At 73.5% G+C, this 14,784-nt stretch carries 10 protein-coding genes and 1 riboswitch; of the genes, 7 read left to right on the plus strand and 3 right to left on the minus strand.

Annotated features, from left to right (window positions below):
• Positions 1–22: 22 nt before the first annotated feature.
• Positions 23–757, minus strand: coding sequence for an MgtC/SapB family protein (locus tag ACFV1W_RS11235; protein ID WP_380415252.1), 735 nt, complete (start codon positions 755–757; stop codon positions 23–25).
• 167 nt (positions 758–924) lie between these two features.
• Positions 925–2,589, minus strand: coding sequence for an NRAMP family divalent metal transporter (locus ACFV1W_RS11240; RefSeq protein WP_380415254.1), 1,665 nt, complete (start codon positions 2,587–2,589; stop codon positions 925–927).
• A 357-nt stretch (positions 2,590–2,946) separates the two neighbouring features.
• A riboswitch (M-box (ykoK) riboswitch) is annotated at positions 2,947–3,123 on the minus strand.
• A gap of 176 nt (positions 3,124–3,299) precedes the next feature.
• On the opposite strand from ACFV1W_RS11240, the gene ACFV1W_RS11245 reads away from it, so the two are divergent.
• From ACFV1W_RS11245 to ACFV1W_RS11260, 4 genes are all read left to right on the plus strand, one after another.
• Positions 3,300–4,061: an ABC transporter ATP-binding protein gene (locus ACFV1W_RS11245; protein ID WP_380415342.1), complete on the plus strand. Its 762-nt coding sequence runs from the start codon at positions 3,300–3,302 to the stop codon at positions 4,059–4,061.
• Positions 4,058–6,799 (plus strand): FtsX-like permease family protein, encoded by a 2,742-nt coding sequence (locus ACFV1W_RS11250; protein ID WP_380415256.1) that lies wholly within the window; start codon positions 4,058–4,060, stop codon positions 6,797–6,799. The genes ACFV1W_RS11245 and ACFV1W_RS11250 overlap by 4 nt, the downstream gene beginning before the upstream one ends.
• Positions 6,800–6,974: 175 nt before the next feature.
• The gene (locus tag ACFV1W_RS11255; RefSeq protein ID WP_380415258.1) at positions 6,975–7,346 is read left to right on the plus strand and encodes a BlaI/MecI/CopY family transcriptional regulator; all 372 of its coding nucleotides are present in this window, start codon (positions 6,975–6,977) and stop codon (positions 7,344–7,346) included.
• Positions 7,343–8,227: a M56 family metallopeptidase gene (locus ACFV1W_RS11260; protein WP_380415260.1), complete on the plus strand. Its 885-nt coding sequence runs from the start codon at positions 7,343–7,345 to the stop codon at positions 8,225–8,227. The genes ACFV1W_RS11255 and ACFV1W_RS11260 overlap by 4 nt, the downstream gene beginning before the upstream one ends.
• 91 nt (positions 8,228–8,318) lie before the next feature.
• Here ACFV1W_RS11260 and ACFV1W_RS11265 read toward each other — a convergent pair whose 3' ends face one another.
• Positions 8,319–9,389, minus strand: coding sequence for an NlpC/P60 family protein (locus ACFV1W_RS11265; RefSeq protein ID WP_380415262.1), 1,071 nt, complete (start codon positions 9,387–9,389; stop codon positions 8,319–8,321).
• Positions 9,390–9,682: 293 nt separating this feature from the next.
• On the opposite strand from ACFV1W_RS11265, the gene ACFV1W_RS11270 reads away from it, so the two are divergent.
• The 3 genes from ACFV1W_RS11270 to meaB are packed head-to-tail and all read left to right on the plus strand — an operon-like array spanning position 9,683 to position 14,771.
• Entirely contained in the window at positions 9,683–11,551 is a 1,869-nt protein-coding gene (locus ACFV1W_RS11270; RefSeq protein ID WP_380415264.1) for a methylmalonyl-CoA mutase subunit beta, read from the plus strand.
• A complete protein-coding gene (gene scpA, locus ACFV1W_RS11275; protein WP_380415266.1) occupies positions 11,548–13,761 on the plus strand; it encodes a methylmalonyl-CoA mutase in 2,214 nt (737 codons plus the stop codon). The genes ACFV1W_RS11270 and scpA overlap by 4 nt, the downstream gene beginning before the upstream one ends.
• Before the next feature lie 17 nt (positions 13,762–13,778).
• The gene (meaB, locus tag ACFV1W_RS11280; RefSeq protein WP_380415268.1) at positions 13,779–14,771 is read left to right on the plus strand and encodes a methylmalonyl Co-A mutase-associated GTPase MeaB; all 993 of its coding nucleotides are present in this window, start codon (positions 13,779–13,781) and stop codon (positions 14,769–14,771) included.
• Positions 14,772–14,784: the final 13 nt, after the last annotated feature.

Consider the following 14,784-nt stretch of genomic DNA (forward strand, 5'->3'; position numbering starts at 1 on the left):
TCCGTTCTACACCGAAGGGGCTTCAGGCCAGTGCCGGGTTTCCCGGCTCGTCCGACCCGTCGTCCAGGTGCCAGTGGAGGTCCCGCACGCCGGGCTCCAGGGACAGCCGGGTGACGACCTGTTCGAGGGCCGGGGCGACCTGGCCGCCGATCGCCACGGTGGCCCGCAGGCTGGTGGCGTCGCCCTGGTCGCTGCGGCGGGCGCGCAGGCCGGTGGGGGCGAGGCCGGAGGCGGTCAGGGCCTGGAGCAGCAGGGCGCGGATGTGGGTCTCGGACTTGCGGTCGCACTCCAGGTGGACGGTGGCCCGGGAGGTGGAGTCCGGGTCGCTGCCGGACTGCGGAGCCCGGTCGAGCAGCCGCCCGGCCGGGCGCAGCACCAGGTGGACGGCGAGCACGGCGAGGGTGCCGAGGACGGCGAGGTCCGGTTTGCCGGAGGCGGCCAGCACCCCGACGGCGGCCGAGCACCACAGGGTGGCGGCGGTGTTGAGGCCGCGCACGCCGGCGCCGTCGCGCAGGATGACGCCACCACCGAGGAAGCCGATGCCGGAGACGACGTAGGAGGCGACCCGGGTGGGGCTGCCGGCGTCGCCGACGGCCTCGCTGTACAGGACGAACAGGGTGGCCCCGGCGGCGACCAGGGCGTTGGTGCGCAGACCGGCCATCCGGGCGCGCCACTGGCGCTCGACGCCGATCAGCGCGCCGCAGGCGACGCCGGTGGCGAGCCGGACCAGGAACTCGACGGTGGTCAGGGTGTGCACGACGGCACCTCCTCCAGGGGGATCCGCTGACATCGCGGGCGTCGCGGAACTCGCGAAGTCGCGGGGCAAGCGGGCAGACGCGGGCAACGCGGGGAACACGGGCAAAGGGAACGGACGGGGGGCGAGCCGCTGCTCACCACCCGTCCGTACGGGCTGCGACCGGTGGCTCAGTGGTTCAGCGCGGTCTGCACGATCTTGATGATGACCATGACCATCGCGATCAGCAGGTAGGCGCGCAGGGCCCCCATGCCGACCTTGCGGGCGGTGGACATCACCGGACGGCTCAGCGTCTCCAGCGGGGGCATCCGCCAGTCCTCGCGGCCGGTGCGGTCGATCGGGTCCTCCTTGGTGCCCCGCCGTCCGAAGGTGAAGAAGTACCCGGCGACCAGCACGCCCGCGACCCCGCAGCCGGTCATGATCCACAGGATCGCGCCGGAGCTGATGTCCGGCCAGACCACCGAGGCGGTGAGGATCAGCGAGAGCATCACCAGCACGCCGACCACCGTCGAGGTGAAGGCGTTGGTCCTCGGCCCGTTCACCCACGGGCCGAGGACGGCCCTGTCGTTGCAGAGCAGCAGCAGGAAGACGGTGGCGGAGGGCAGCAGCACCCCGGCCAGCACCTGGACGAACTGGGTGATCAGGCCCTGGGTGTAGCCGTTGGACAGCAGGGTGATCGCCGCCGCGACCACCACCAGGCCCGCGTACACCGCGTAGAAGCCCTTGGCGCCCTTGACGCCGCGGTGCAGGGAGTGCTTGATGCCGAACACGTCGCCGATGGCGTAGGCGGTCGAGAGGGAGACCGCGAAGGCGCCGATGATCGAGGCGTCCAGCAGGGCGACGGCGAACAGCACGCCCGCCAGGTGTCCGGCCTTGTCCTCGATGCCCTTGGCCACGGCGGCGGTGTCGGAGAACTGCCCGAAGCCGTCGGTGCCCGCGAAGGCCGCCGCCGTGAGGCCGATCAGCGCGGCCGCGCCGACGATGACCACGACGATCCCGATCCACAGGTCGACCTTCTCGTACTTCATGAAACGCGGGGTGATCCGCTTGTCGATGACGTACGACTGCTGGAAGAACAGCTGCCAGGGGGCGACGGTGGTGCCGACGATCGAGATGATGACCAGCATCACGGCGGCCAGCTGGCCGGCGCCGCCCGGCATGGTCGGCGTCACGAAGTCGTGGGCCATCTGCGAGGTCCTGGGGTGGACCATGAAGTAGATCGGCACCAGCAGCAGCGAGCCGACGCACAGTGTGATGGCCACGCGCTCGAAGCGCTGGAAGGAGCCGGTGAAGGCCGAGGCGATGATGATCGCCGCCGCCAGCACCACCGAGACGACCTTCGGCAGGCCCAGGTACCCGGCCGCCATGGTGACGCCGATGAACTCGGTGACCAGGGTGAGGGCGTTGAGCAGGAAGAGGTCGATGACGCTGAACGCGCCCCAGAACCTGCCGAAGCGCTCCAGGATCAGGCGGGCGTGGCCGACACCGGTGACGGCGCCCAGGCGCAGCACCATCTCCTGGTTGACGTACAGCACCGGGATCAGCATCAGCAGGGTCCACAGCAGGCGGGTGCCGTAGTTCTGCCCGGCCTGGCCGTAGGTGGAGAAGGCGCCGGCGTCGTTGTCGCCGACCATCACGATCAGGCCGGGGCCGACGATCGCCAGCAGGGTCTTGAGCCGGGCGGAGAGCCCGCTGCGGGGGGTGGTGTCGTCGAGCCGGATGGTGCCGAGCGCGCCCTTGATGTCCCCGACGTGGGCGTCGTCGAGCACGGCGGACTGGGCGGCGGGAACGGTGGGGACGGTGGGAACCTTCGGGTCCAGCATCACATTGGTCATGGCGGGGCCTCCCTGCCCTCTTCCTTGAGAGGGCGACAGGGGGCACGCAGCAGCGATCCTCCCCGCGGGCGCACGACGCCCGCTCCGTACGGCGACGCTGAGCGGCGGCGGCCGTGCGGGCATGACGAAGCGTCAGGCGGCTTGCGTCCGGGCATGGTCGAGCGCAGGACGAAGCGCCGGGTGAACGCGCAGGGGAGGTTGTTACCGCGTGCCGGAGGTGTTCGAGAGCATGCGGGGGTAGGGGCTACTGTGGCCCGGACTATTGCAGTCCATTTCTCCGCCTCCTCCCGGTCGGGGGCGCACCGACTGTGCGCCGCGTCGCGACACGGCAAGGAGCACACCGGTCGACGATGGACCGGTACACCCCAACTCGTCAGAGCTTTGGCACTCCACGGCGTGTCCAGCCGGATCGGCCGGAAGCCACTTGGGGTCAACCCTTAACTCGGGAAGACCTGTCCTGAACCTGGGCGTCTCTCGACGTCGTCGGGTCAGTGGCCTGTGTCCGTGAAGACGCCTCACCGAACGAGGTGCCTTTTCAAACCTCGAAAAGCATAGACCCGCCGCGACCACCGCACGTCACCTTTTCGACTGATCTTCGACAGCTTTGTAGAACCTTGACCAACCCCGGCCGGCTTGTGCACCCGCTCACGACATATATAGTTCACCGACATATGCAGCTGAACAGCTCACGAGGGGGAACTGTGTCCCACATCGATCCGAGTCGGCCCGCACCCGTCCTGCGGCTGTCCGGGGTCTCCCGGGTGCACGGGCGCGGCGCCGCCGAGGTGCACGCCCTGCGCAGGGTCGACCTGACCGTCCACGCGGGCGAGTTCGTCGCCGTGATGGGACCGTCCGGCTCCGGGAAGTCGACCCTGCTGACGCTGGCCGGCGGGCTGGACCTGCCCAGCGACGGCCAGGTGCTGGTCGAGGGCGTGGCCCTCGGCGGCCTCGGCCGGGGCCGGCTCGCCGACCTGCGGCGGCGCTCCGTCGGGTACGTCTTCCAGGACTACAACCTGATCCCGGCGCTCACGGCCGCCGAGAACGTCGCGCTGCCCCGCGAACTCGACGGCGTCTCCGGCCGCACCGCCCGCCGCGAGGCCCTGGCCGCCCTGGACGAGCTGGGCATCGGCGAGCTCGCCGACCGGTTCCCCGACGACATGTCCGGCGGCCAGCAGCAGCGCGTCGCCATCGCCCGCGCCCTGATCGGCGAGCGCCGGCTCGTCCTCGCCGACGAGCCGGCCGGCGCGCTGGACTCGGCCACCGGTGACGCCGTGCTCGCCGTGCTGCGCGCCCGCTGCGACGCCGGGGCCGCCGCCATGATGGTCACCCACGAGGCCTCGCACGCCGGCTGGGCGGACCGGGTGGTCCACCTGCGGGACGGCGCGATCGCCTCGGAGAGCACCGGGCGCCGCTCCGGCGGCTGCCGGGCCGCCGTCCACCGGCCCAACCACCAAGGCGAGGTGGCCCGGTGAGGGTCGGGGCGTGGAAGGTCGCGCTGCGGCTCGCCCGGCGCGACGCGCTGCGGGCCAGGGGGCGCAGCGCCCTGATCCTGGCCATGGTGGCACTGCCCGTCCTCGGGGTCACCGGTGCCGACGTCGTCCACCGCAGCGGTCAACTGACCCCGGCCGAACGGGTCGAGCGGGTGGTGGGCAACGCGGACGCGCTGGTCACCGCGCTCAGCCCGGGCCAGAGCGTCGAACAGGCCCCGGTCGCCGAAGACGGCGCCTTCGCCGTCCAGCCCCGCCCGGGCCAGCAGCCGACGCCCGAGCAGCTGAAGGCCGCGGGCACCGATCCGGCCGCCCTGGTCACTTCACTGCTGCCGCCCGGCAGCATCCTCACCCCCGCCCGGACCGGTCCGGAGACCGGCGCGAGCTCGCCCGAGGGGCTGGTCCGCACCCTGACGGCCGAGGCCGACCTCGGCGACCCGGTCTGGCGCGGCCGACTGGACGTGGTCAAGGGCCGTACCCCGAGCGCGCCGCACGAACTGGCCGTCACCCGGGCCTTCCTGGACCACGCCGGGCTCTCCCTCGGCGGCACCACCGCCGTTCAGGGACTGGAAGGGACCACCTTCACCATCACCGGTGTGGTGGAGCACCCCGACGAGCTAGGCCGTGTCGAACTCGTCGCCAGGCCGGGCGAGTTGCTCGACCAGCTGGCCGCCGCCGCGGATCCCGGACGCCCCGCCGCCGAGCGGGCGCAGGGCGGCCGCACGTCCTGGCTGGTGCACCTGCCGGGCGGGGCCGCCCTCGACTGGGCGAAGGTCCAGCAGTTCAACGCCCACGGCTACACCCTCACCGCACGCTCGGTCGCGCTCGACCCGCCGCCGTACGGAGCCGTCCCCTACTTCCGGGACTCCACCTCCTACCGCGACCCGGCCATCGGCAACAGCACCAGGGTCGTGGTCGCCACCGTCACCGGGATGGCGCTGCTGGAGGTCGCCCTGCTCGCCGGGCCGGCCTTCGCGGTCGGGGCCCGGCGCTCCCGCCGCCAGCTCGCCCTGCTGGGCGCGGCCGGCGGCCGGCGCTCGCACATCGGGGCGGTGGTGCTCGGCGGCGGACTGGTGCTCGGCCTGGTCGGCGCGGCGCTCGGCGTGGCCGTCGGCACCGCACTGGTCGCGGCGCTGCGGCCGGTGATCGAGGAGGTCGGCGGCGCGCGCTTCGGCCACTTCGCACTGCCGGTGCCCGACCTGCTGGCGATCGCCGGGATCGGCCTGCTCACCGCGCTGCTGGCGGCCGCGCTGCCGGCCTGGCAGGCCGCCCGGCGCGGCGTCACCGCCGGGCTCACCGGGCGGGACGCCGTCCGGACGCCCAACCGCCTGGTCACCCTGCTCGGCGTGGCGCTGATCCTCGGCGGCGGCGCGATCGCGATGTACGGCGCCGGCGCCGTACAGCACGGCCTGCCCGTGGTGAGCACCTACGACACCCGGACGCTCACCGTGCTCGGCGGCTCGATCACCGCCGAACTCGGCCTGCTCGCCTGCACCCCGGTGCTGGTCGCCCTGTTCGGCCGGTTCGCCGGACGGCTGCCTCTCGGCCCCCGGCTGGCACTGCGGGACTCCGCCCGCAACCGCTCGCGCACCGCACCGGCCGTCGCCGCGGTGATGGCCGCGGTGGCCGGAGCCGTCGCCATCGGGGTGTACAGCACCAGCACCGACGCCGAGAACCGGCGCGACTACCGACCGCAGGCTCCGTACGGCGCCGTCCAGCTGATCAGCCACGACGACGGGCCGAAGGCCGACCGGCTGCCGGCCGAGGTGGAGAAGCAGCTGACCGGGCTCGGCGGGCGCGCCGACGTCGGCCAGCTGGTCTACCGGTTCTGCGACAACTGCTCCAGCACCGTCGTGCTCAAGGGCCCGGCGGAACCGCGCCGGCTGGCCGATCTGCCGCATGTCGCCACCGGAGACGTCTCCGTGCTGCACAACCTGTTCGACGTTCGCGACCCGGAAGCCGAACGCGCCCTGGCGGCAGGGAAGCTGCTGGTCTTCGACCGCTCGCTGATCGGTGCCGACGGCAGGGCCGTGATGCTGCTGCGCGGGGGCGGCGGTGCGCCGCTGCAGCCCGGGCAGATCCCCGAGCCCGACCTCCGGGAAGTCCCGGTGGACGCGGTGCTGGTCGACGACCCCGACGCGGCCCGCTTCGCCCAGGGCCTGATGCCGACCGGCGCGCTGGCCGGGCTCGGCCTCGGCTCGGCGCCCCAGGGTTCGGTGTGGCGGCCCACCACCCCGCCCGACCGCACGGCGCAGCAGCGGGCCGCGGCCGCCGCCGTCCGGCTGGACCACCATGCCGAGCTGACCGTCGAGCGCGGCTACCGGCCCAAGAGCGACGCGATCACCCTCGCCCTCACCGGCTTCGCCGGACTGGTCGTGCTCGGCGCGGCCGGGATCGCCACCGGGCTCGCGGCCGCCGACTCCCGGCAGGACCAGGCCACCCTGGCGGCCGTCGGCGCACCGCCGCGGATCCGCCGGACCATGGCGGGCCTGCAGTGCGCGCTGATCGCCCTGCTCGGGGCGGTGCTCGGGGCGGCCAACGGATTCGTCCCGGCAGTGGGGCTGCTGAAGTCCCGGGCCGGCGGGATCGGTTCGCAGCCGGCCCTGATCGCCGCGCCCTGGGGGGAACTGCTGCTGGTCGTGCTGGTGCTGCCGGTGGTGGCGGGGCTGCTCGCGGCGCTGTTCACCCGCTCGCGGGTGGCGCTGGGGCGGCGGCTGTCCTGACCACCGTTTGAGCACGTCAGGCACTCCTTGAACACCGGGCGAGCACCACCGGCCGGACTCCCTGGGCGCCCGTTCCCGTCACCCGGGGGCGGGCGCCCGGCGCTCGCCGTAGCATGGGCCGCGTTCCAGCGGGCGAAGGGCGCCGGCGAACGGTTCGGCGAGGGAGACGAGGGCGGTGCTACGGGGTTTCGGCGATCTCGAAGCCGAGATCATGGACCGGCTCTGGTCCTGGGGCCGTCCGGCCACGGTACGCGAGGTGGTCGACGACCTCCAGCAGCAGCGGGCGGTCGCGTACACCACCGTCACCACCGTCGCCGACATCCTGCACACCAAGGGCTGGCTGCGCCGGGACAAGGTCGGCCGCGCCTGGGTGTACGAGCCGACCTGCACGCGGGAGGCGTACACCGCCCAGCTGATGCACCAGGCGCTGGAGACCAGCCCGGACCGGGCCGGCGCGCTGCTGCACTTCGTCGACCGGATCAGCGGGGACGAGGCGTCCGCGCTGCTCGCCGCCCTCGAACAGGTGAAGGCCCGGGACTCAGAGTGACGCTCGCCCTGCTCGGGCTCCACCTGGCGGTGACCGGCGTGCTGCTGCCCCGCCGGCTGGCGGGCTCCGCCCGGCTCCAGGCCCGGCCGGCTCTCGGCGCGGCCCTGTGGCTGGCGCTGATGACCTCCTTCACCGTCGCCCTGGTGCTCACCGGGCACCACGCCGTCGAGCCCGCCGCGCACGAGCCGGCCGGGCTGATCGGGCTGCTACCCCACCTCGAACCGACCGGGCCGGTGCTGCCCCACACCCACGACTGGTGGCTGCTGGCCACCGCCGGAGCGGTGCTCGCCGCGCTGGTGGCCGCCGTCGGCGTCCGGGCCGGACGGGCCCGGCGGCGACACCGGGCGGTGCTGGACGTGGTCGCCGTACGGGACCGGCGCTGGGGCGCGCTCGTACTGGAGCACGCCCACCCCACCGTCTACTGCCTGCCCGGGCGCCGCTCCCGGGTCGTGCTGTCGCGCGGGGCGCTGAGGCTGTTGGACGAGCGGCAGCTGGCCGCGGCCGTCGCCCACGAGCACGGGCACATCCGCGGCCGCCACCACCTCTTCCGGCTGCCCGCAGACACCTTCGCCCTGCTGTTCGGGCCGCTGCCGCTGGCCCGGCTCGGGCGCGCGGAGGTGGCGCTACTGCTGGAGATGGCGGCGGACGACGCGGTGCTGGCGAAGGTGTCCCGGGGTGAACTGGCCTCGGCGCTCTGCGCGTTGGCCACTTCGGGGGCGACTCCGGACGGGACGCTCGCGGTCGCCTCCACCGGGGTGCTCGCCAGGGTCCGCCGGCTGGCCCGGCCGGGCACCGGCCGACGGCGCCGACTGGCCTGGTGGCTCGGCCTGTTGACGCTGCCCGCGCTGCCGTACCTGCTGGCCTGCGCGCCGCACCCGTGAACCGCCCGGCCGGCGCGCGGCCGGCGCGGCCGGCGTCCTCCTGATCGACTCCCTTCCGGCGCCACGTACCTGTCGTGTCGCCGGCTGCCGACTACGGCCGGACGGCACCCATGTACGGCATCGCGGAGATCGGCAGGACCTCGACGTTCTTGCCGGTGCGCGGCGCGTGGATCATCTTGCCGTCGCCGATGTAGATGCCGACGTGGTGGATGTCGCTGTAGAAGAACACCAGGTCGCCGGGCTGGAGGGCGTCGCGGGAGATGCGCGGGCCGTCGTTCCACTGGTCCTGCGACATGCGGGAGATCCTGACGCCGGCCGCCTTGTACGCCTGACTGGTGAGGCCGGAGCAGTCGAAGCTGTCGGGGCCGCTCCTGCTCCAGCCGTACGGCTTGCCGAGCTGGGCCTGGGCGAACGCGATGATGGCGGCGGCGCGGCCGCCGGCGGGCGGGGCGGGGGTGCTCAGGTCCTGGCGGGCCGAGGAGCGGGAGGCACGGTCGGAGGCGGCCGCCTGCTGGGCCTCGGCCCTGGCCTTGTCGGCGGCCTGCTGGGCGTTGACCTTGGCGCGGTCCTCGGCGCTCAGCTTGTTGAGCACGGCCTGCGCCTGGGACAGCTTGGTCTGGATCTGCTGTTTCTTCTCCGCCAGTTCGGTGCCGACCGATTCGAGCTGGGCGAGCGTGGCGGTGGCCTCGGCGCGGTCCTGGTCGAGCTTGCGCTGCTCGTCCTGGGCCTGCTTGAGCAGGGCCGCCTGGCCGTCGGTGACCTGGTTCTGCACCGCGGCGCGCTCCAGGTAGGCGGCCGGGTCGGAGTCGAGCATCAGCTGGACGGACGGGTCGATGCCGTTGTTGCGGTACTGGTCGGCGGCGACCGCGCCGAGCCGGGTCCGCAGCTCGTTCATCGCCTCCTGGCCGCGGGCGACCCTCTCCTGGATCCTGTTGGCCTCACCCTGCAGCTTCTGCTGCTTGTCCTGGAAGCCGTTGTACTGCTCGACGGACTGCTCGGCCTCCTCGTTGAGCTTGTCCACCTGCTCCTTGACGGAGGCGAGGCTCGGGGTCGGCTCGGCGTGGGCGGTGCCGGCGGCGAGCACCGCGCCGCCGGCCATCGCCGTGGTGAGGACCGCCATGCGGGCCCGGCTCGGGGGGCTGGGCTTGCGGCGCTTTCCCATCGCGGTGGGCTCCTTCGAGGGGCTTCGGACGGCGTCGGGGGACGGCGAAGGACGGGCGGAGCCGTACGGGGGATCCGCCCCCGCCCGCCTTCTTCGAAGTAACTTAATAGATGAGTGGCCGGGTTCCGCAATCCCCCTCCCGGCAACCGCGTTGACCTGCCGCCGGGCGGATTCGTGTGCCGGCCCTCTTGACACTCCACGGCCGAAGGAGTGCTAAAGGTTCGCCAAAGCGAGAACAAGCTCACACGCGCCGCCCCTCCTGCGGGCATGCAAACGGGCGCTAACCTGCGCACATGAAGGTCCCGCCCGAAAGGCTCCCCCTCGCCGCCGAGTTCCCGGCCGCGCACCGTGAGCAGTGGCAGCAGCTCGTCGAGGGCGTGCTGCGCAAGTCCGGCGCCCAGCCCGAGGACGGCGCCGCCGCCGAGCAGGCGCTCACCACCGCGCTCCCGGACGGGCTGCGCGCCCGTCCGCTGTACACCGCCGAGGACACCTCGGCCGAGCCCGGATACCCCGGCTTCCCGCCGTTCGTCCGCGGCGCCCGCCCGCAGGGCTCCGCCGTCTCCGGGTGGGACGTACGCCAGCGGCACGCCGACCCGGACCGGCGGCGCACCAACGAGGCCGTGCTGGCCGACCTGGAGCACGGCGTCGGCTCGCTCTGGCTGGAGCTGGGCGGCACCGCCCTGCCGGTCGCCGCCCTGCCCGAGGCGCTCACCGGGGTGTACCTGGACCTGGCCGCCGTCGCACTCGACGCCGGGGCCGAATTCACCGACGCCGCCGAACAGTTGTTCAAGCTGTACGAGGAGCGCGAGGTCTCCCCCGGCTCCGCCGCCGGGAACCTCGGCGCCGACCCGCTCGGCCTCCAGGCCCGCACCGGCGACGGCGACCGCACCGACGCCCTGCTCGCCGAAGCCACCGCGCTGGCCGCCCGCTGCACCGACGGGTACCCGAACGTCCGGGCGCTCACCGTCGACGCCCTGCCGTACCACGAGGCCGGCGCCTCGCCCGCCCAGGAACTGGGCTGCGCGCTCGCCACCGGCGTCGCCTACCTGCGCGCGCTGACCGCCGCCGGGCTGTCCGTGGACGCCGCGCTCGGCCAGCTGGAGTTCCGCTTCGCCGCGGACGCCGACCAGTTCCTGACCATCGCCAAGTTCCGCGCCGCCCGCCGCCTGTGGGCCCGGGTCGCCGAGGTGTCCGGTGCCTCCGCCGAGGCCTCGGCCCAGCGCCAGCACGCCGTCACCTCCACGGTGATGATGACCGCCCGCGACCCGTGGGTGAACATGCTGCGCACCACGGTGGCCTGCCTGGCCGCCGGGGTCGGCGGCGCCGACGCCGTCACCGTGCTGCCCTTCGACAGCGCGCTCGGCCTGCCCGACGCCTTCGCCCGCCGGATCGCCCGCAACACCCAGGCGATCCTGCTGGAGGAGTCCCACCTCGCCCGGGTGATCGACCCGGCCGGCGGCTCCTGGTACGTCGAGCAGCTGGGCGAGGAGCTGGCGCAGGCCGCCTGGGCCTGGTTCCAGGAGATCGAGCGGGCCGGCGGCCAGCAGGCCGCGCTCGGCTCCGGTCTGGTCGGCGAGCGGATCGCCGCGACCTGGGCGGAGCGCTCCGGGAAGCTCGCCAAGCGGCGCGAACCGGTCACCGGCGTCAGCGAGTTCCCGCACCTGGACGAGCAGCCGCTGGTCCGCGAGCCTGCCCCGGCGGCGCCGGGCGGCGGCCTGCCGCGGGTGCGCCGCGCCGAGGCGTACGAGGCGCTGCGGGACCGCTCGGACGCCTTCCTGGCGGAGACCGGCGGCCGCCCGAAGCTGTTCCTGGCCTCGATCGGCACCGCCGCCGCGCACACCGCGCGCACCACCTTCGCCGCCAACCTGTTCCAGGCCGGCGGCCTCGCGACCGTCGCCGCCGAGGGCGTCGACCCGGCCGCGTTCGCGTCGGCCTTCGCCGAGTCCGGTGCCACCGTCGCCTGCCTGTGCTCCAGCGACGCCCTGTACGGCGAGCACGCCGCGGCGGTCGCCGGCGCCCTGAGGGCGGCCGGCGCCCAGCGGGTGCTGCTGGCCGGACGGCTCGCCGAAGTGCCCGCCGGAGTGGACGAGTTCATCTACGCGGGCGGCGACGCGATCGCCGTCCTGACCTCCCTGCTGGACCAGATCGGAGTTGCTCGATGATCCCCGACTTCACCGGAATCGGGCTGGACGGCGGCACCGCCGGGGGTGTCACCGGCGGGTCCGACACCCAGTGGCGGGCCGCCTGGCGCCGGGCCACCGGCAAGGACGTCGACGAGCTGGTCTGGGACACCCCCGAGGGCATCGGCGTCAAGCCGCTTTACACCGCGGCCGACCTGGCCGGGGTGGACTTCCTGGAGACGTACCCCGGCATCGCCCCGTACCTGCGCGGGCCGTACCCGACCATGTACGTCAACCAGCCGTGGACCGTCCGCCAGTACGCGGGCTTCTCCACCGCCGAGGAGTCCAACGCCTTCTACCGCCGCAACCTGGCCGCCGGTCAGAAGGGCCTCTCGGTCGCCTTCGACCTGCCGACCCACCGCGGTTACGACAGCGACCACCCGCGCGTCACCGGCGACGTCGGCATGGCGGGCGTCGCCATCGACTCGATCTACGACATGCGCCAGCTGTTCGACGGCATCCCGCTGGACCGGATGTCGGTGTCGATGACCATGAACGGCGCGGTGCTGCCCGTCCTGGCGCTGTACATCGTCGCGGCCGAGGAGCAGGGCGTACCGCCGGAGAAGCTCGCGGGGACCATCCAGAACGACATCCTCAAGGAGTTCATGGTCCGCAACACCTACATCTACCCGCCGCAGCCGTCGATGCGGATCATCTCGGACATCTTCGCGTACACCTCGCAGAAGATGCCCCGGTACAACTCGATCTCCATCTCCGGCTACCACATCCAGGAGGCCGGTGCCACGGCCGACCTGGAACTGGCCTACACCCTGGCCGACGGGGTGGAGTACCTGCGCGCGGGACTGGACGTGGGGCTGGACGTGGACGCCTTCGCGCCGCGGCTGTCGTTCTTCTGGGCGATCGGCATGAACTTCTTCATGGAGGTCGCCAAGCTGCGCGCGGCCCGGCTGCTGTGGGCCAAGCTGGTCAAGCAGTTCGACCCGAAGAACGCCAAGTCCCTCTCGCTGCGCACCCATTCGCAGACCTCGGGCTGGTCGCTCACCGCCCAGGACGTGTTCAACAACGTCACGCGGACCTGCGTGGAGGCGATGGCCGCCACCCAGGGCCACACCCAGTCGCTGCACACCAACGCCCTCGACGAGGCGCTGGCGCTTCCCACCGACTTCTCCGCCCGCATCGCCCGCAACACCCAGCTGCTGCTGCAGCAGGAGTCCGGCACCTGCCGGGTGATCGACCCGTGGGGCGGCTCGGCGTACGTCGAGAAGCTCACGCACGACCTCGCCGCCAGGGCCTGGCAGCACATCCAGGAGGTCGAGGCGGCCGGCGGCATGGCCAAGGCCATCGACGCGGGCATCCCCAAGATGCGCGTCGAGGAGGCCGCCGCCCGCACCCAGGCGCGGATCGACTCCGGCCGCCAGCCGGTGATCGGCGTCAACAAGTACCGGGTCGAGAGCGACGAGCAGATCGACGTCCTCAAGGTCGACAACTCCGCGGTGCGCGCCCGGCAGGTCGAGAAGCTGCGCCGGCTCCGGGAGGAACGCGACGAGGCCGTGACCCAGGACGCGCTGCGCGCGCTGACGGCGGCCGCCGAGGCCGGTCCGCAGCGCGGCGGCTCGCTGGACGGCAACCTGCTGCACCTGGCCGTCAACGCGGCCCGGGCCAAGGCCACCGTCGGCGAGATCTCGGACGCCCTGGAGAAGGTGTACGGCCGCCACTCCGGCCAGATCCGTACCATCTCCGGTGTGTACCGAGACGAAGCGGGCCCGTCGGCTCCCCTCCAGCGCACCCGCGACCTGGTCGAGCGGTTCGAGCAGGCCGAGGGCCGCCGTCCGCGCATCCTGGTCGCCAAGATGGGCCAGGACGGCCACGACCGCGGCCAGAAGGTGATCGCCACCGCGTTCGCGGACCTGGGGTTCACGGTGGACGTCGGCCCGCTGTTCCAGACCCCGGCGGAGGTCGCCCGGCAGGCCGTCGAGGCGGACGTGCACATCGTGGGAGTCTCCTCGCTGGCCGCCGGACACCTGACGCTGGTGCCCGCGCTGCGCGCCGAGCTGGCGGAGGCGGGGCGCGAGGACATCACCATCGTGGTCGGCGGGGTCATCCCCCCGCAGGACTTCGACGCCCTGTACGAGGCGGGCGCGGCGGCCGTGTTCGGCCCGGGCACGGTGATCCCGGACGCGGCGTACGACCTGCTGACGGCACTGGCGGCCGACCTCGGCCACGAACTGTGAGGCGGGGTTTCTAGCGGATGCCTCCGAGGACGATCGACCTCGACAGCTACGTGACCGGTGTCCTCGACGGCTCGCGCGCCTGGATCGCGCGCGCCGTCACCCTCGTCGAGTCCACCCGGCCCGACCACCGCGCGCTCGCGCAGCGGCTGCTCCAGCGGCTGCTGCCGCACGCGGGCGGGGCGGTCCGGGTGGGCATCACGGGGGTGCCCGGGGTCGGCAAGTCGACCTTCATCGACTCCTTCGGGACCATGCTGACCGGGCTGGGCCACCGCGTCGCGGTGCTCGCCGTCGACCCGACGTCGAGCCGGACGGGCGGGTCCATCCTGGGCGACAAGACCCGGATGGAGCGGCTGGCCGTCGATCCGGCCGCCTTCGTCCGGCCGTCGCCGACCTCGGGGACGCTGGGCGGGGTCGCCAAGGCCACCCGGGAGTCGATGGTGGTCATGGAGGCGGCCGGGTACGACGTGGTGCTCATCGAGACGGTGGGCGTCGGGCAGTCCGAGACGGCGGTGGCGGGGATGGTCGACACCTTCCTGCTGCTCAGCCTGGCGCGGACGGGCGACCAGCTCCAGGGCATCAAGAAGGGCGTGCTGGAGCTGGCGGACGTCATCGCCGTCAACAAGGCGGACGGCCCGCACGAGCGGGACGCTCGCGCTGCTGCCCGCGAACTGGCCGGTGCCCTGCGGCTGTTGCAGGCGCCGGACGCGGCGTGGACGCCTCCGGTGCTCACCTGCAGCGGGCTCGACGGGGCCGGGCTGGACGTGCTGTGGGAGCGGCTGCAGCAGCACCGGAAGGTCCTGGACGCGACGGGGGCGCTGGCGGCGAAGCGGCGGGAGCAGCAGGTCGGGTGGACGTGGTCGATGGTCCACGACCAGCTGTACGCGCGGCTGCACGAGCACCCCGAGGTGCGGCGGCTCGCCCCGTCGCTGGAGGCCGAGGTGCGGGCGGGTTCGCTGCCGGCGGGGCTGGCTGCGCAGCGGATCCTGGACAGCTTCTTCGGTACGTCCTGAGGAGGCCGGCAGA

This window comes from Kitasatospora sp. NPDC059648 (genome assembly GCF_042734825.1).
GTDB lineage: Bacteria > Actinomycetota > Actinomycetes > Streptomycetales > Streptomycetaceae > Kitasatospora.

Bases quoted from the DNA above. Each gene is read 5' to 3' on its own strand.
- scpA (WP_380415266.1), top strand. From the start codon at position 11,548: ATGATCCCCGACTTCACCGGAATCGGGCTGGACGGCGGCACCGCCGGG.
- ACFV1W_RS11240 (WP_380415254.1), bottom strand. From the start codon at position 2,589: ATGACCAATGTGATGCTGGACCCGAAGGTTCCCACCGTCCCCACCGTT.
- ACFV1W_RS11270 (WP_380415264.1), top strand. From the start codon at position 9,683: ATGAAGGTCCCGCCCGAAAGGCTCCCCCTCGCCGCCGAGTTCCCGGCC.
- meaB (WP_380415268.1), top strand. From the start codon at position 13,779: ATGCCTCCGAGGACGATCGACCTCGACAGCTACGTGACCGGTGTCCTC.
- ACFV1W_RS11265 (WP_380415262.1), bottom strand. From the start codon at position 9,389: ATGGGAAAGCGCCGCAAGCCCAGCCCCCCGAGCCGGGCCCGCATGGCG.